The sequence below is a fragment of the Ciceribacter lividus genome, from assembly GCF_003337715.1.
GTDB classification, from domain to species: domain Bacteria; phylum Pseudomonadota; class Alphaproteobacteria; order Rhizobiales; family Rhizobiaceae; genus Allorhizobium; species Allorhizobium lividum.
The window spans coordinates 18564-34811 of record NZ_QPIX01000002.1; the positions used below are offsets into that span (position 1 = coordinate 18564).

Below are 16248 nucleotides of genomic sequence, written 5' to 3' on the forward strand. Positions count from 1 at the left end.
GTCACCAGATAGGCCCCGTCCGCGGGCTCACGAGAAGCAACAGATGGCCTCCGCCGTTTCCGATCCGCTTCGCGGCATCCTCATGAAGGTCTGCTCGGTCATGGTCTTCGTCGGCATGCAGACGTCGATCAAGCTGGCCGGCGCCGGCATGCCGCCGGGGCAGATCGTCTTCTACCGCTCCGCCTTCGCCATGCTGCCGATCCTCGTCTATCTCGCCTGGCAGCGGGAGATCGGCACGGCCTTCGGCACCGACAATCCGTTCGGCCACCTGAAGCGCGGGCTGATCGGGGTGACGTCGATGAGCGTCGGCTTCTACGGGCTCGTCCTCCTGCCGCTGCCGGACGCGATCGCCATTGGCTATGCGATGCCGCTGATCGCCGTCGTCTTCGCGGCGGTCTTCCTGCGCGAGGCGGTGCGCGTCTATCGCTGGACGGCGGTCTTCGTCGGCATGATCGGGGTTGCGATCATCTCCTGGCCGAAGCTGACGCTCTTCGGCGCCGAGGGTGCGCAGTCTGAGGCGGCGATCGGGGCGATCGCCGTGCTCGCCTCCGCCATGCTCGGGGCGGCCGCCATGCTACAGGTGCGCCAGCTGGTGCAGACGGAGAAGACGCCGACCATCGTCATGTATTTCTCGCTGACCGCCTCGGTGCTCGCCGCCTTCACCTGGTTCCTCGGCTGGCAGTCGCTCTCCTGGACCCAGCTCGGGCTGATGGCGCTCGCCGGCATCTTCGGCGGGGTGGGGCAGATCCTGCTCACCGAGAGCTATCGTTATGCCGATGTCTCGACGATCGCGCCCTTCGAATACACCTCGATCATCTTGGGCTCGGTGGTCGCCTACGTCCTCTTCGGCGACGTGCCGACGCTGACGACGCTTCTCGGCGCGGCGATCGTGGTGGCCGCCGGCATCTTCATCATCTATCGCGAGCACCAGCTGGGGCTAGAACGGAAGGCGGCGCGCAAGGCCTCGACGCCGTAGTCTACCCTTTGCCGGAAGGCCGCGTCAGGCGGGTTCGCTGCCGGGAGCGTCGTTGCCGTCTTCGGTGGGCGGCACGGTCGTATTCACCCGGTCGGCGCCGAGCACGGGGATCGTGGCACCCTGGAAGTCGGTCTTTTCGTCGCGGGCCTTGCCGCGCCTACGGCCCATGCGCCAGGCGGCATAGCCGGCATAGACGGCGAAGATGAAGGCCAGGAACCAGACGAGCCCGACCGGTCCGAGCGCCTGCATGAGACTGCCGCCGATCAGCGGGCCGGTGACCGTCCCCATGCCGTAGAGGATCATCACGCCGCCCGAAACGGTCACGTATTCGCCGGGCTCGGCCATGTCCGCCGCATGGGCGGCGTTCAGCGCATAGACCGGGTAGAGCACGGAACCGACGAAGAAGCCGGCGATGCAGGCGGCGACGACGCCGAACGCGCCGAAGGCGGCCATGGCGAGGCTCGCGGCGACACCGAAGAGGCCGCAGGCGATCATCACCAGGCGCCGGTCGATGCGGTCGGAAATGCGTCCGATCGGCATCTGGGCGAGTGCGCCGCCGGCGAGCACGGCGGCAAGCAGGGTCGCGCCGCCGGTCGCATCCATGCCGATCGCCTGGCTGTAGACGCCGCCGAGGCTGCCCCAGGTGCCGGAAAGCGCACCGGCGAGCAGGGAGCCGACGAAGGCGATCGGCGAGCGCCGGTAGAGCCGGACGAGATCGAAGCGCGCCTCGGCGATCGGCGCAGGCGACGGCGCGGTCGAGAGCATGGTCGGCAGCAGGGCGAGCGAGAAGACGATGCCGCAGGCGACGAAGAGCCCCATTTCCTTGGGGTCGCCGAGCGGCACGAGATACTGGCCGCCGATGGAGCCGAGGAGGCAGGTGATCATGTAGACGGAGAAGACCGCGCCGCGATTGTCGTTGGTGACGCGCTCGTTGAGCCAGCTTTCGATGATGAGGTAGCTGCCGGCGATGGCAAAACCCGCAAGCGCCCGGAAGGCGAGCCAGGCATAGACCTCGACCAGCAGGGCCGAAAAGAGGATCGAGACGGTAAGCAGCGTGATGAGCGCCCCGAAGACCCGGACATGGCCGACCCGGCGCACCAGAACCGGCGTGACGATGCAGGAGAGCGTGAAGCCGAGCGTATAGGCCGTGGCGATCACCGAGACGGTGACGGTCGACCAGCCGTCCGCAAGTGCACGCAGCGGTACCAGATAGTTCATCAGCCCGAGCCCGGTCATCATCAGGAGGGTGGACAGCATGAGGGTGGCGATGGATGTGAGGCTGGCCAGCATCGGGGCTCAATTCCGTTTGAGGACGCTCAAGCCTTTATTCGGAAATCCGAATGGTGTCGACGGGCAAACGCGGTTGCAACTAATTGCATGGAATCGCTTGCTTACTCTGCATTCAGTTGCATTATGTTAAGTATATGTGTATTTTGTCTGCATATACAGATATCTAGGGGGGCGGTACGGGGGCAGGCCGTGCCGAGCTTGTGTGCGCAAGCTCTAATTCATATATATATTAAAAGTTGAATTTCGGTCCCAGGGGCAGGTGGCAAGGCCGACCGGCAGACCGGATGGGCCTTTGCGCGGCGATGGGGCACGACTCCCCGATGGAAAAGACGAGGGTGATGATGGCGTATTCCGCGGCGGACCTGCAGGAACATCCACGTTTCGTACTGGCGGTCCGCTTTCTCGCGGAGAAACTGCGCGGCGTCCATGACGGCAATCCGCGTCTTGCGCGCTTCCTCGCCTCGCAGCAGCGATGGCTGCTGAGTCAGGCGGCGTTCGCCCTGCACAATGAATACGATCCTGACGTGCCGCGCTCGGGGCTGACGATCGGCCGGTTACGCGACATGGCGACGGGCGTCAACGCGGCGAGCCGCAACACGGTTCTGAACTTCCTCAACCAGCTCGAGGCCTATCGGTTCATGCGGATCGCCGGCGATCCGACGAAGCGGCCGCGGCGCTTCGAGCCGACGGAGGTGAGCGTCGAGGCGATGTTCAACTGGTTGCTCGCCAATCTGGCGGCGCTCGACCAGATGGACGGCGGCGCCCGTGCCGCCACGCTGATGGATCATCCCGAGCTGTTCCGCCTGATCCAGCCGCGGGCCGCCCGCCAGACGATCGAGGACTCGCGCTGGCGCGAGCCGCCGGCGAGGGTTGCGATGTTCCTCTGGACCGAGTCCGGCGGACTGGTGATGGACGAACTGATGCGCAGGCTGGGCACGCCTGCCGCCGATACCGAACGTATCGACATCGGCCGGATCGATGCGCGTGCGATGGCGGAGACCTTCCGCATGTCGCGCACGCACCTGCAGCGGCTCATCACCCGGGCGATCGCCGAGGGCTGTCTCGAATGGAAGGGCGAGGGACGCAAGGAAGGCCTCTGCCTTAGCCGAGACTTCCTGCGGGAATATCTCGGCTGGCAGGCGATCAAGTTCGCCGCGGTTGACGAGGCCTTTGAGGCGGCGTGCCTCAAGCTGAACCTCTGCGGACGCGAAGAACTCCGCCCGGCCGCGAAGGAACGCTGAGCCCCGCGCGGCGGCGCAGTCCCTCAGAGCGGGATGTTGAGGATGGCCGGGCTGACGTTGCGGTGCGCCCGGCGCTCCGCATCCCCGCCTGCCTGGGCGAGGCTGTATTCTTCCGAAGCATGGACGGCGGTGCCGATCTGGGCGACGGCCCGGCGGAAGCTGCGAAGCGGGTGGAAACTGACGTTCATGGCACGAACCTTTGCGTTTTTCGCGTGTCTTGCGATCGATCCCCGTCCTGTCGGCACGAGCCTTCGTTGTGCGGCGCACAAGAGGGGAGCGGGATCCTGCGACCGGCTCAGCGCTCGCGGAAATCGGTGAAGATCGCGGAGGGGCGGGACAGTCGTCCGAAACGGCCGAGCGCCCGTGCGCTCAATTGCTCGTGGGTGGCGGAGCCGAAACGGTGATATCCGTGGCCACTGCCCAGCTTCTCGCCGGCAAGGCGGAGCGTTTCGAAACTGCTGTGGGTGGGACGGCAAGGCATGGTCATGACGAGGCTCTTTCTTGAACGGTTCCTCCCACGACACCGACTGCAATATTGCACTGCAGCATCGATTCGACAATGTCGCAGATTGCCGCACTGCCATGCGCAATTTGCATGACTTTCGTCATCTTCTGTTTACCAGTGCTGAAAATTCGGGCTGATCAGCCGCCGAGGCGGGCGCGGAACGCCTGCAGGTCCGCCCAGGCGAGCGCCTTGCTGGCCGGGGCAGTCAGGAGCTCCTGCGGATGCAGCGTCGCGATCGCCGGGACCGCGTGGCTGCCGCAGGCGATCTCGCGCCACTCGCCGCGCAGGGCGTGAATGGTACCGGTGCCGCCGAAGAAGAAGCGGGCCGTGAAATTGCCGAGGAGCAGCACGGCCTTCGGTTCGGCGAGCTCGATCTGCCGTTCGACGAAGGGCCGGCAGATCGCCGCTTCCGGCGCCGAGGGCGGCCGGTCGCCCGGCGGACGCCAGGGAATGACCGTCGAAAGCAGCACCGTCTCGCGCGAAAGCCCGATCGCGGCGAGCATGCGGTCGAGCAGGAAGCCGGCCTTGCCGGAGAAGGCGGCACCCTCGCGGTCGTCGTCGGCGCTCGGCATCGGGCCGATCACCATGACGCCGGCGGCGGGATCGCCGGCGGCGAAGACCGTCGAGCGGGCGCTGGTCTTCAGGTTGCAGCCGCCGAAAGCCTCGACTGCGGTTCTGAGCTCGTCGAGCGTGCGGGCGCTCTCGGCGGCGAAACGCGCCTCGGTGACGGCATGCTCGTCGGGAATGGCGATCGCGGCGGCCGGCCTCGGCGCCGGCTGGGGCGCCTCCGGACGTCGCCGCTCGGGTGCGGGAGCCGTGCCCGGCGCTGCCGCCGCCGCGGGACGCTGGCGCGCCTGCTTCTCCGCCGAAAACGCCGCCTGCCGGTCGACGGGCGCATCCTCGACGAGCCATTCGACACCCGCCTCGGCATGGAAATGCAGAAGCGCGGCGAGCTCGGCGGCGGTCATGTCGCGGGCGGTGATCATCGGCCTGTTCTAGTCCAGCACCGGGCAGAAGCAAACAGTTTCCTGCCTGTCCCAGCAATATGATCGCCTAAGCCCCGCACAGTGGACGCCGATGCGGTCAGCCGGCCTTTCGTGCGGGCGGCGCGCCGCGAAAGTGCCCGCCCGCCCAGTCTAGGAACCGGCGCACCCGCGGCTGGGTCGCGGTCGCCCGCCGCGCCACCATCCAGACCTCCGCCGGCGGCGGCTGCATCCGGTTTTCGAGACGCACGAGGCCATGCTCCGGCAGGACGACGCAGGCGGGCAGCAGCGCGATGCCGGCGCCGGTCGCGGCCATGTCGCGCTGCACGACGACGCTCGACGAGCGGAAGACAGGGCGCCCACCGAGATCCGGGAGCCGGCGATAGGCGGCGACCTCGGCAAGCGAACCGGCGGCGTGGATGACGTCGTGCCCGTCGAGCCCGGTCGCATCCGCGGCAAGCGGCCGCGTGCGGGCATAGTCCGGCGCGGCGTAGAAATCCCAGTCGAGCCGGCCGATACGGCGGCCGACCATCTCGGTCGGCGCGGATTCGAGCGGTGTGATCATGACGTCGAACTCGTCCGCCGGCAGCACGAAGAGATTGTCGTAGACGGAAAGCTCGGCCGGTTCGCCGGTGTGCTCCCGCCAGCCGGCGAGTGCGGGTGCGGCGAAGACGGCCGACAGCACCTCGCAGGTGGCGAGGCGGAGCGGAACCGGGCTTGCCGCAAGGGCGGTATTGGCGTGGCCGACCAGCGCCTCGACCTGCCGTGCCGTCTCGATCAGTTGCTCGGCGGCCGCCGTCGGCCGCAGCCGCCCGTCCTCCAGCCGGAAGAGCGCTGTGTCGAGGTTCTGTTCGATCGCCTGCAGCCGCCGCGACATCGTCGACTGGTTGACGCCGAGCCGGCGCGCGGCACCGCTCAGGCTGCCTTCGGTCGCGATCGCGAGAATGGTCTGAAGGTCGCTCCAGTCGGAGATCATCGGGGTATCCGCCCATGCATGGTCCCATGCAAAATCGCGGATTGCCGTGAGGCTGTCAATTCCGCGAGAAGGGCGCGAACGGAGACCGACCATGACATTCGACAAAGACACCTATCTCGCCCGCATCGGCCTTGCCGATATCGACATACGCCCCGACGCCGAGGGTTTGGCGCGGTTGCAGGTCGCCCAGATCGGCACGATCCCCTTCGAGAATATCGACGTCCTGCTCGGGACGGTGCCGGATCTCGCCGCCGGCGCGGTGTGGCGGAAGACCGTTGCCGGCGGCCGCGGCGGCTACTGCCTCGAACTCAACCGGCTTTTCGGCGACGCGCTCGCGGCCTTCGGCTTTGAGGCCGAGCCGGTCCTCGGTCGGGTGCGGATGGGCGCGCCTTCGGGCGGACCGCGCGCCCATCACGCCTTCGTTGTCACGATCGACGGCCGCGAATGGCTCGCCGATACCGGCTTCGGCGGGCCGGGGCCGCGGCTGCCGGTCGATCTTTCGACGGAGGCGCCGCAGACGATCGCCGGCGAGCGCTTCCGCGTGGTGCGCGATGCGGCAAGCGGCGAACAGGTGCTGCAGCGGCTGAACGGCGAGACGTGGTTCTCGCTCTACGGCTTCGATCGGGTGCCGGTCGCGCCGCCCGATTACCATGCCGCCAACGTCGTCTGCTCGCGCTGGGAGGAATCGCCCTTTCCGCAGCACCTGATGATGACCGTCGGGCGCGACGACGGCCGCCTGAGCCTCTTCAACCGCGATGTCCGCAATGTGCGCGGCGGCGGCATCGAGGAGCGGACGCTCGCCTCGGAGGCGGAACTGGCGGACCTGCTGGTCGCCTCCTTCGGCCTGCGGGTCGATGCCTCGACCGTTGCGCGGGTCTGGGCGAAGATCGGTTGAGGGTTCCCACCTCCCCCTCGAGGGGGAAGGTCGCGCGGAACGCGCGGGTGGGGGTGATACGTCAGCGCCGGCACCTGCGGCAATACCCCCTCTGGCCTGCCGGCCATCTCCCCCACAAGGGGGGAGAGGACTCGTGGCAATGCTTCGGCCACAGCCGTTGAGGATCGGCATTGGTCGCCGGGGAGACTGGAGGCCGCCGAGGGCTCGGCGGGTTAAGCCCTCCCCCTTGTGGGGAGGGTTTGGGAGGGGTGGTCCTCACGCCGCCCATTGCGCGATGTCGTCGCGCTCGCCGATGAGCGAGAGCCCGTGGGCGATGGAGACGAGTTCGCCGCCGGTCTCGATGCGCGAAGCGTCGAAGCGCTCGGTGAAGATGCGCCGCACCGCCGGCACGAAGGAGGTGCCGCCGGTCAGGAACACCTTGTCGATGTCGGAGGCGGCGGTGCCGGTCGAGGTCAGCACGTCGTCGAGCGCGCCTTCGATGCGGGCGAGGTCATCGGCGATCCAGGTCTCGAAATCGGCACGCCGCACGGTCTTGCGGCCGGCCGCCCCGAGCGGCGCGAAACGAAACTCGGCCTCCTCGGACGAGGAAAGCGCCATTTTGGCCGCCGAAACCGCCTGGTAGAGCGGATAGCCCTCGTCATGCTCGACGAGGTCGATGAAGAGTTCGAGCTTTTCCGGCTCCAGCGCCTGGCGGACGAGGCCCTTCAGGTCGGCATATTCGCGCGAGGTCTTGAAGACCGAGAGCTGGTTCCAGCGCGAGAAGCTGGTGTAGTAGTTGCTCGGCACGTCGAGCACCTTGCCGAAGCTCGAAAACCGGCTGCCCTTGCCGATCTCGGGTGCGACGAGATGGTCGATGATGCGGGCGTCGAACTGGTCGCCGGCAATGCCGACGCCGGAATGGCCGACGGGGCGGGCGGTGACGCGGCCGGCCGACGTCTCGAAGCGGATCAGCGAATAGTCGGTGGTGCCGCCGCCGAAGTCGGCGACCAGCACGGTCGCGTCCTGCTTCAGGTGCCGGGCGAAGTAGAAGGCCGCGGCCACCGGCTCGTAGACATAGTGGATCTCGGGAAAGCCGAAGCGGGTGAGCGCTTCGTTGTAGCGGGTGATGGCGAGCGCGGGATCGGGGCTGGCGCCGGCGAAATGTACCGGCCGGCCGACGACGAGGCGTTTCGCCTGCGGCCAGCCGTCGCCGGCATAGGCTTCCAGCCGCCTCAGGAAGACCTCCATCAGGTCCTCGAACTGGAAGCGGCGGGCGTGGACGAGCGTGCCCTGAAAGAGCGGCGAGGCGGCGAAGGTCTTGATCGACTGCAGGAAGCGGCATTCGCCCGGATTGTCGATGAAGGCGCGGATCGCCGCCTGTCCGGCCTCGACCTTCAGCGCCCTGGCGCCGAGCGCCTTGTCCTTCATGAAGGAGAGCGCGGTGCGCATCGTGTCCGCCGTGCCGGCAGAGGAGGTGAAGGCGACCGAGGCGGTTGCCGCCCCGGCGTCGTCGGCGACCGCGAGAACCGTGTTCGTCGTGCCGAAATCAAGACCCAGCGCTTCAGCCATGGCCGCCGCTCCCCAAAACTGTTCGTGTGATGCTTGAACCGGGCAAGCGCCCGAACGCGAAACGGGGCGTCGTCAAGGAGCGCCCCGCAATGGAGGGCGGCTATTGCCACGAAGGGAGGAGGAAGGCAAGGGCGGAAAATTGGTTTGGTATCAGCGCGCAGTGCGCCGCGCGATGACGATCAGCACGAGGCCGAGGATGGCGAGGCCGGCCCCATAGGCGATCCACGGGCTCTGGTCGATCATGAAGCTCGCGGCCGGATAGGGGAAATAGCCGCTGCCCTGGCCGATCCAGACCAGCCCCATCACGACGGCGATCGCGCCGACCAAGGTGAGTATCCGTCGCATCGGCATGGCATCCGTTTCCCGACAAGGGCGCTGATCGGCGATCGCGCGCGTCACTGCTCGTGCAGGCACAGCGAAATGTGCCCCGCCTCCCGGTCCGCTGGAAGACGGGGCGAAAGGCGGGCGGAGGCGCTCAGCGCAGGAAGCGCCGCGAGCTCCAGAGTACGATCAGGCCGAAGACGGCGACGAGCGAGCCGTTCGTCGTCCAGACGCTCTGTTTGGTGATGAAGTCGGACGCCGGCAGATGGATCGTGCCCGTGCCATGCGCCACCCACGCAAGGCCGACGGCGATGATCAGCAATCCTGCGACCGTCAGTGTCGTACGAATCTGCTCCAATAGTCTCTCCTCCCATGGAACGATTTGTCGCACCCACTATAGCGCAAGTCCTATGTGACGCCAGCGCTTTTTGCGACAATCGGTCGCACGCGGAGGGCAGGCCCGGCATGCCCTTGCGATATCCGTCCCCCTCAGATCGAGCGGGCCGCACCACCGTCGACGCGCAGCATCGTGCCGGTCACGTAGCTTGCCGGAACCGAGCAGAGGAAGGCCGCGGCGGCGGCGAACTCCTCGACCCGACCGAGGCGGCCGACGGGGATCGTCTTCACCGAGGCGGCGCGCACTTCCTCGACCGAGCGGCCGGAGCGCGCCGCATTGGCGCCGTCGAGCTCGTCGATGCGGTCGGTGTGGATGCGGCCGGGAAGCAGCATGTTGGCGGTGATGCCGAAGGAGGCGACCTCCGTTGCGAGCGTCTTGTTCCATCCGACCAGTGCGCTGCGCAGCGTGTTGGAGAGCGCGAGGTTGGGGATCGGCTCGAAGACGCCCGACGAGGCGACGGTCAGGATACGGCCGAAACCCTGCGCCTTCATCTGCGGCAGCAGCGCATTGGTGAGCGCGATCACCCGCACCACCATCGACTGGAAGAAGCCGTCGAGCTTTTCCGGCGTCATTTCCTCGGCGGTGCCGGGCGTCGGGCCGCCGGTGTTGTTGACCAGGATGTCGATGCCGCCGAGCTTCTCGGCGACCGCCTCGACCATCGCCGATACGAAGCCGGTATCGGTCAGGTCGGCGGCGACATAGTCCGCCTTGCCGCCTTCTGCCTCGATCGCGGCGACATTGGCGGCGAGCCTGTCGGCGCTGCGCCCGCAAAGCAGCACATGCGCGCCTTCGGCGGCGAGCGCCCGGGCGATGCCGAGCCCGAGGCCCCGCGAAGAGGCGAGAACGAGCGCGCGCTTTCCCGAAATGCCGAGGTCCATCCGTCTTCTTCCTTCCCTGCTGATTTGCGTTTCGGCAAACTAGCAAGGGGGCAGGGTGAGGGGAAGGGCTGCCGTCAAAACGGCACCGGGAGAGCCGATGCAGGCGGCCGTGGTCCGCGCGGTTCCACGTTCTCCGTCACCCCGGCCTTGAGCCGGGGTCTGGCGACGGCGCGTCCACGCCGTGAAAGAGCCCTTTCGCGGTCAAGGACTTGGTCGCTCTGGCGCCGGCTCAAGGCCGGGATGACGGCAGTCCTGTGCTCGTGCCTCAGATTGCCGGTCGTCCTGAATGAGTCTCTGTTTCCGTTCAGGCCGCGGTCCTAAAACGGCACCTTGCCGGGGTTGAACAGCCCCTTCGGGTCGATTGCCTGCTTGATGACCCGGGCGAGCGCCTGCTTCTCCGGAGCGGCGAAGGTTTCGTAGGCGTGGCGCTTCTCGCGCCCGACGCCGTGCTCGGCGGAGAAGGAGCCGCCGGCCTCGCGGATGCCAGTATAGACGGCAGCTTCGACGGCGCGCTGTTCGGCCTCCGGCAGCGGCCCGGGTTTGATCAGTGTGATGTGCAGGTTGCCGTCCGCGACGTGGCCGTAGACATAGGCCGCATAGCTGGCGTCGATCGCTTCGAGGCGTGCCGCAAGCCCCTCGACATAGGCGTCGAGGAAGGTCGGCGGCACGGAGATGTCGAAGGAGGCGGCATCCGGGATCGCCGCATAGTAGAAGCCGGAATCCTCCCGGATATCCCAGAACGTTCGCGCCTGGTCGAGCGACTGGGCGACGATGCCGCCCAGAAGTGCTGCCGGTTCCCAGAGGGCTTCGAGGCCTTCTTCCAGCGCGGCCGTCGCAGCCTCCACGGTTTCCGCCGACAGCTCTATGAGAAGCGCCGCAGCCCCGTCCTCCAGCCAGGAGAGGTCGAAGGTCTTCAGGGCCGCGTGATCGCGGATATAGCGTGGCCACATCATTTCGGCGGCCTCCAGCGTCACGCCGGAGAGGCCCCGGAAATGCCTTATGACGGCGAGCGCTGCGGCGGCATCGGTGACGCCGAGGAAGGCGGTCGCGCGGTGGGGGCGTAGCGGTTCCAGTTTCAGGACCACCTTCGTCACGAAGCCGAAGGCGCCTTCGCCGCCGATGAACAGATGCTTCAGGTCCGGGCCGGCCGAGACCTTCACCACCCGGGTCATGTCGTGGAAAACCTCGCCCGAGGGCAGGACCGCTTCCAGCCCGAGCACCTGGTGACGCATGACGCCGTTGCGGAAGGCGAGGATGCCGCCGGCATTGGTGGAGACCATGCCGCCGACGGTCGCCGAGCCGCGGGAGCCGAGGTCGATGCCGGTCGTCAGCCCGTGGCGGGCCGCCGCCCGCTGCAGCGCTTCGAGCGCGACGCCGGCTTCCACCTCCGCGGTCATTTCGTCCGGCCGGATCGCCAGGATGCGGTTGAGCCGCGCCGAGGAGAGGATGACCTCGCCGGCCCAGCTCACATTGCCGCCGACGAGGCCGGTGAGCCCGCCCTGCGGCACGACGGCGACGCCGTTTTCCACGCACCAGCGCACCAGCGCCGCGGCGGCCGCCGTCGAGCCGGGCTGCGCCATGACGCCGCCGGCGAAATTGTCGGGATGCTCGCCCGGATGCCGGCCCGAGAGTTCCGCGGGCCCGAAAACGGCAAGCTCCGGATTAAGGCCGCGCAGGCGGTCGAGGAGTTCGGCGGGCGAAAAGCGGGCGGTGGTCATGGCGATCCGGAAGTGTCTCTGGCGGGGCGGAAGGCGTCGCCGAGCCATGCACGGGCCGGCGTCTTTTGGCAAGCGGCGGCGGGCCTGTTCCGTTTCGTTGCACCGCGGAAAATACCGGCTTGACGCGGCCGCGTTTCAGGCCCATCTGGTGGGCGTTGCGACAAATGTCGCTCTACCCGAGGACACCCAAATGGACCCTGACAGTCGAAGATCGAACACGTTCTGCCGTTCCGTCCGGTAAGGGCCCGATCTTCGTGTCCGCTCCGGACGGCAATAAAAAGCCCGAAGGAGCATATCCATGCTGCGCATCTATTTCCGCGAAGCAGAGCGCCTCGTTCTGCGTGACAAGTCCGACGAAACCGCCACCGAAAACACCGAGGCCGAAAATGCCGTCGCGCCGGTTCTCTGGTACGATCTCGTGAGCCCGACGCCGGCCGAGAGCCGGCATGTCGAGCAGGCGCTGCAGCTTGCGATCCCGACCCGCGACGAGATGGAGGAGATCGAGCTTTCCGCCCGTCTCTACCAGGAGGACGGCGGAGAATTCATGACGCTGACGGCGCTCACCAATCTCGACGGCGATACGCCGGCGAAGACGCCGGTCACCTTCATCCTCAAAGGCGAGACGCTGGTGACGGTGCGCTATGCCGACCCGAAACCCTTCCTCGCCTTCGTGCACCGGGCGCTGCGCGTCAACGCCCAGGCCTATGGCTGCGGCGAGGAGGTGATGCTCGGCATCGTCGAGTCGATCGTCGACCGCATGGCGGACGTGCTGGAACGCATCGGCAACGAGATCGACGGCATCTCGCGGGAGGTCTTCCGCGGCAAGGCGACGCCCTCTACCAAGAAGACCAAGGACCTGCAGTCGCTGATCGAGCAGCTCGGCCAGAAGGGCGATTTCCTCGGCGGCGTGCGCGAGAGCCTCGTCAGCATTTCCCGCCTCGTCGCCTATCATGCGGCGCTCGAAAGCCCGCAGCGCCGGCCGAGCAAGGAAGTGCGCCAGCGCGTGAAGATGCTGCAGCGCGACGCCGTCTCGCTCGGCGACCATGCGACCTTCCTTTCCGGCAAGGTGAACTTCCTGCTCGACGCGACGCTCGGCCTCATCAACCTCGAGCAGAACCAGATCATCAAGATCTTCACCGTCGCCTCGGTCGTCTTCCTGCCGCCGACGCTGGTCGCCTCCGTCTACGGCATGAACTTCGCCGCCATGCCGGAACTGCAGTGGCATCTCGGCTACCCCTGGGCGGTCCTGGTGATGCTGCTGTCGGCGGCACTTCCCTTCTACTATTTCAAGCGGCGCGGCTGGCTCTAGAGCCGATCGGCATTCAGGTTTCAGGCGTGGCGCAGCCACGCGCTTCCCGTGATCATCGCATTGACGTGTACGTAAACGGCAGATATTCTGCCGCGGAATGATGCCGTGCCGAAATTTCGGGCCAGCCGCTGTCGCAAGTTGGCTCGACATCAGCCGCGGCTTTTGAGAGAAGGGGGCCTGAATGGGGATCAGGCCCGAGCGGAGAGAGACGATGAGCGAACAGGAACTGCCCGAGCGCGAGAGCATGGAATTCGACGTGGTGATCGTGGGGGCGGGGCCTGCCGGCCTCTCCGCGGCCATTCGCCTGAAGCAGGTCAATCCAGACCTGACCGTCGTCGTCCTCGAAAAGGGCGCGGAAGTCGGTGCGCATATCCTCTCCGGCGCCGTCGTCGATCCGATCGGCATCGACCGGCTGCTGCCCGGCTGGCGCGAGGACGAGGGCCATCCCTTCAGGACGGAGGTCACCGACGACCAGTTCCTGTTCTTAGGACCCGCCGGCTCGATGCGCCTGCCGAACGCCTTCATGCCGCCGTTGATGAGCAATCACGGCAACTACATCGTTTCTCTCGGCAATGTCTGTCGCTGGCTGGCGACCAAGGCGGAAGAACTCGGCGTCGAGATCTATCCGGGCTTTGCCGCGACCGAAGTGCTCTACAACGACCAGGGCGCGGTGATCGGCGTCGCGACCGGCGACATGGGCATCGAGAAGAACGGCGAGCCGGGCCCGAACTACACCCGCGGCATGGAACTTCTGGGCAAATACGTGCTGATCGGCGAAGGCGTGCGCGGTTCGCTCGCCAAGCAGCTGATTGCGAAATTCGACCTCCAGAAGGACCGCGAGCCGCAGAAGTTCGGCATCGGCCTCAAGGAGCTCTGGCAGGTCAAGCCGGAGAACCACAAGCCCGGCCTCGTCCAGCATTCCTTCGGCTGGCCGCTCGACATGAAGACCGGTGGCGGCTCCTTCCTCTATCATCTCGAAGACAACCTCGTGGCGGTCGGCTTCGTCGTCCACCTGAACTACAAGAACCCCTATCTCTTCCCGTTCGAGGAGTTTCAGCGCTTCAAGACCCACCCGACCATCGCTCCGACCTTCGAGGGCGGCAAGCGCCTCTCCTACGGCGCCCGCGCGATCACCGAGGGCGGCTGGCAGTCCGTGCCGAAGCTCTCCTTCCCCGGCGGCGCGCTGATCGGCTGCTCGGCCGGTTTCGTCAACGTGCCGCGCATCAAGGGTTCGCACAACGCCGTCCTCTCGGGCATGCTGGCCGCGGAGAAGATCGCCGACGCGATCGCAAACGGCCGCGCCAATGACGAGCCGGTGGAGATCGAGACCGAATGGCGCGCGACCGACATCGGCAAGGACCTGAAGCGGGTCCGGAACGTCAAGCCGCTGTGGTCGAAGCTCGGCACCGCGATCGGCGTGGCGCTCGGCGGCCTCGACATGTGGATCAACCAGATCTTCGGCTCGTCGCCCTTCACCCTGAAGCACGGCAAGACCGACGCGGCGTCGCTGGAACCGGCCGCCAAGCACAAGCCGATCGCCTATCCGAAGCCGGATGGCGTACTGACCTTCGACCGGCTGTCCTCGGTGTTCCTGTCGAACACCAACCACGAGGAAGACCAGCCGGTGCACCTCAAGGTGAAGGACATGGCGCTGCAGAAGTCGTCGGAACTCGGCATCTATGCCGGACCGTCGACCCGCTACTGTCCGGCCGGCGTCTATGAATGGGTCGAGAAGGACGGCGAGCAGGTCTACGTGATCAACGCCCAGAACTGCGTCCACTGCAAGACCTGCGACATCAAGGACCCGAACCAGAACATCAATTGGGTGCCGCCGCAGGGCGGCGAGGGTCCGGTCTATCCGAACATGTGATCGGGACGGGGAGGGGAATTTCCCTCCTCACGTCATTCAATGGCAGTGCACCCGCCCGGCCTTGTTGTCCATGTGGCAGCACTGGCCGGGTGGCGAGCTCTTGCGGCAGCCGCCGCCGTGCGCCCACGCGACACTTGTCATTCCCATCACGAGCATAGAGATTGTCGCCACCAAAACCTTCATCAACTCCCCCCTACAGTTAGAGGCAATGGTCGCACATGGACGCTGACGGCGCAAATCTCTGGCAACAGGCTCTTTCCCGCATCCCCGCGCCTGCGGCGATCTTCGCGACGGGCAAGGGGCTCGCGAAGCCTCTCGGCGCGGCCACAGGCTTTGCCGACCCGGAAGGCCGGAGGCCTTTCACGACGGAGACCCCGTTCCGCATCGCCAGCAATACCAAAACCTTCGTCGCCGCGACGGCCCTGCGATTGTGGGAGCGAGGTGAACTGGATCTGGATCAGCCGGCCGCCGCCCTTCTGACACCGGCGCTGACGGAACTCTTGCAGACTGCCGGCTATGGTACCGGCGAGATCACTATCCGGCACCTCCTCAACCACAGCGCCGGGATTTTCGATCATACCGGCACGGAGCGCTTCGCCAAGGTGATCCATGAGGTGCAGGACCATGTCTGGACGCGAGAGGAGCAGGTGCGGCTCTCGTGTGGTTCGTCCGGCCCGACGGCGTCACCGGGCTTCGAATTCCGCTACTCCGACACAGGCTACATACTGCTCGGCGACATTCTCGAGCGCGTGTCCGGCCGGCCGCTTGCCTTTCTGGTGCGGCAGGAAATGCGCTTCGATGAACTGGGAATGACATCGGCGTGGTGGGAGAAGGAGGAGCCGGCGCCCGCTGGTGTCGTGCCGCGTGCGCGCCAGTTCATCGGGAAAGAGGAGTTCACTGCCCTCGATGCCTCCGCCGACCTGTTCGGCGGAGGCGGTCTCGCCATGAACGTCCGCGATCTCGCGAGCTTCATGGCACATCTTTTCGAGGCGCGGATCTTTCAGCGGCCGGAAACGGTTGCGGAAATGCTGTCCGCCGGGACACACAAGAGAGCGGAGGACTATCGCCTCGGACTGTTCTCGCGCTATGTCGGCGAGGTCGAGGTCTTCACCCATGCCGGCTTCTGGGGAACTCTGGCCTGCTACAGTCCAGACAGTGGCGTTGCCGTCGCGGGCTGTACTCTCGACAAGGCGTATTTCGGTGAGCTGGAGCGGCTCGTTGAAGAGTTCCTGCTCGCTGTTGCCTGAAGCTATCGCAAGAGGCACTTGCAGAGGAGACGTTGCAGCGATAAGCGATAGACGAAAGGTCAGCAGTCCTGACCGAACGAGAACCGAGTGGCCG

General features: G+C 66.6%; 16 protein-coding genes. 6 read left to right on the plus strand and 10 right to left on the minus strand.

What is annotated here, in order from left to right; genetic code table 11:
* Window positions 1–43: 43 nt before the first annotated feature.
* Window positions 44–976, plus strand: coding sequence for a DMT family transporter (locus DFR48_RS03940; RefSeq protein ID WP_114361866.1), 933 nt, complete (start codon window positions 44–46; stop codon window positions 974–976).
* A gap of 24 nt (window positions 977–1000) precedes the next feature.
* Here the strand turns inward: DFR48_RS03940 and DFR48_RS03945 are convergent, their stop codons facing one another.
* On the minus strand, window positions 1001–2266 hold the full coding sequence (locus DFR48_RS03945) for an MFS transporter (protein ID WP_114361867.1): 1266 nt from the start codon (window positions 2264–2266) through the stop codon (window positions 1001–1003).
* A gap of 320 nt (window positions 2267–2586) precedes the next feature.
* Here DFR48_RS03945 and DFR48_RS03950 point away from each other — a divergent pair, with 320 nt between their 5' ends.
* Window positions 2587–3507: a hypothetical protein gene (locus DFR48_RS03950; protein WP_245415522.1), complete on the plus strand. Its 921-nt coding sequence runs from the start codon at window positions 2587–2589 to the stop codon at window positions 3505–3507.
* A 23-nt stretch (window positions 3508–3530) separates the two neighbouring features.
* Here the strand turns inward: DFR48_RS03950 and DFR48_RS21890 are convergent, their stop codons facing one another.
* The 4 genes from DFR48_RS21890 to DFR48_RS03965 all read right to left on the minus strand — a co-directional run bounded on the left by DFR48_RS21890 (window position 3531) and on the right by DFR48_RS03965 (window position 5971).
* Window positions 3531–3695, minus strand: coding sequence for a hypothetical protein (locus tag DFR48_RS21890; protein WP_170141794.1), 165 nt, complete (start codon window positions 3693–3695; stop codon window positions 3531–3533).
* Window positions 3696–3802: 107 nt separating this feature from the next.
* Window positions 3803–3994, minus strand: a complete 192-nt coding sequence (locus DFR48_RS03955) for a hypothetical protein (RefSeq protein WP_114361869.1) — start codon at window positions 3992–3994, stop codon at window positions 3803–3805.
* 155 nt (window positions 3995–4149) lie between these two features.
* Window positions 4150–4998, minus strand: a complete 849-nt coding sequence (locus DFR48_RS03960) for a uracil-DNA glycosylase (protein WP_114361870.1) — start codon at window positions 4996–4998, stop codon at window positions 4150–4152.
* Window positions 4999–5095: 97 nt separating this feature from the next.
* Window positions 5096–5971, minus strand: a complete 876-nt coding sequence (locus tag DFR48_RS03965) for a LysR family transcriptional regulator (protein ID WP_170141795.1) — start codon at window positions 5969–5971, stop codon at window positions 5096–5098.
* A 91-nt stretch (window positions 5972–6062) separates the two neighbouring features.
* On the opposite strand from DFR48_RS03965, the gene DFR48_RS03970 reads away from it, so the two are divergent.
* Window positions 6063–6866 carry an arylamine N-acetyltransferase family protein gene (locus DFR48_RS03970; protein WP_114361872.1) on the plus strand — a complete coding sequence of 268 codons (804 nt, stop codon included), beginning with the start codon at window positions 6063–6065 and terminating at the stop codon, window positions 6864–6866.
* Between the two features lie 255 nt (window positions 6867–7121).
* Here the strand turns inward: DFR48_RS03970 and DFR48_RS03975 are convergent, their stop codons facing one another.
* The 5 genes from DFR48_RS03975 to DFR48_RS03995 form a co-directional block, all read right to left on the minus strand.
* On the minus strand, window positions 7122–8414 hold the full coding sequence (locus tag DFR48_RS03975; protein ID WP_114361873.1) for an Hsp70 family protein: 1293 nt from the start codon (window positions 8412–8414) through the stop codon (window positions 7122–7124).
* Window positions 8415–8564: 150 nt separating this feature from the next.
* Window positions 8565–8759 carry a hypothetical protein gene (locus DFR48_RS03980; RefSeq protein ID WP_114362301.1) on the minus strand — a complete coding sequence of 65 codons (195 nt, stop codon included), beginning with the start codon at window positions 8757–8759 and terminating at the stop codon, window positions 8565–8567.
* Between the two features lie 130 nt (window positions 8760–8889).
* Window positions 8890–9093, minus strand: coding sequence for a hypothetical protein (locus tag DFR48_RS03985; RefSeq protein ID WP_114361874.1), 204 nt, complete (start codon window positions 9091–9093; stop codon window positions 8890–8892).
* A gap of 131 nt (window positions 9094–9224) precedes the next feature.
* Window positions 9225–10010 (minus strand): SDR family oxidoreductase, encoded by a 786-nt coding sequence (locus tag DFR48_RS03990; RefSeq protein WP_114361875.1) that lies wholly within the window; start codon window positions 10008–10010, stop codon window positions 9225–9227.
* Window positions 10011–10327: 317 nt separating this feature from the next.
* Window positions 10328–11728: an FAD-binding oxidoreductase gene (locus DFR48_RS03995; protein ID WP_114361876.1), complete on the minus strand. Its 1401-nt coding sequence runs from the start codon at window positions 11726–11728 to the stop codon at window positions 10328–10330.
* Between the two features lie 298 nt (window positions 11729–12026).
* Between DFR48_RS03995 and DFR48_RS04000 the strand changes: the two genes are divergently transcribed.
* The 3 genes from DFR48_RS04000 (at window position 12027) to DFR48_RS04010 (ending at window position 16154) form a co-directional block, all read left to right on the plus strand.
* A complete protein-coding gene (locus tag DFR48_RS04000; protein ID WP_114361877.1) occupies window positions 12027–13037 on the plus strand; it encodes a magnesium transporter CorA family protein in 1011 nt (336 codons plus the stop codon).
* 211 nt (window positions 13038–13248) lie between these two features.
* Window positions 13249–14907 (plus strand): electron transfer flavoprotein-ubiquinone oxidoreductase, encoded by a 1659-nt coding sequence (locus tag DFR48_RS04005; protein ID WP_114361878.1) that lies wholly within the window; start codon window positions 13249–13251, stop codon window positions 14905–14907.
* Between the two features lie 218 nt (window positions 14908–15125).
* Window positions 15126–16154 (plus strand): serine hydrolase domain-containing protein, encoded by a 1029-nt coding sequence (locus DFR48_RS04010; protein WP_114361879.1) that lies wholly within the window; start codon window positions 15126–15128, stop codon window positions 16152–16154.
* Window positions 16155–16248 lie beyond the last annotated feature (94 nt).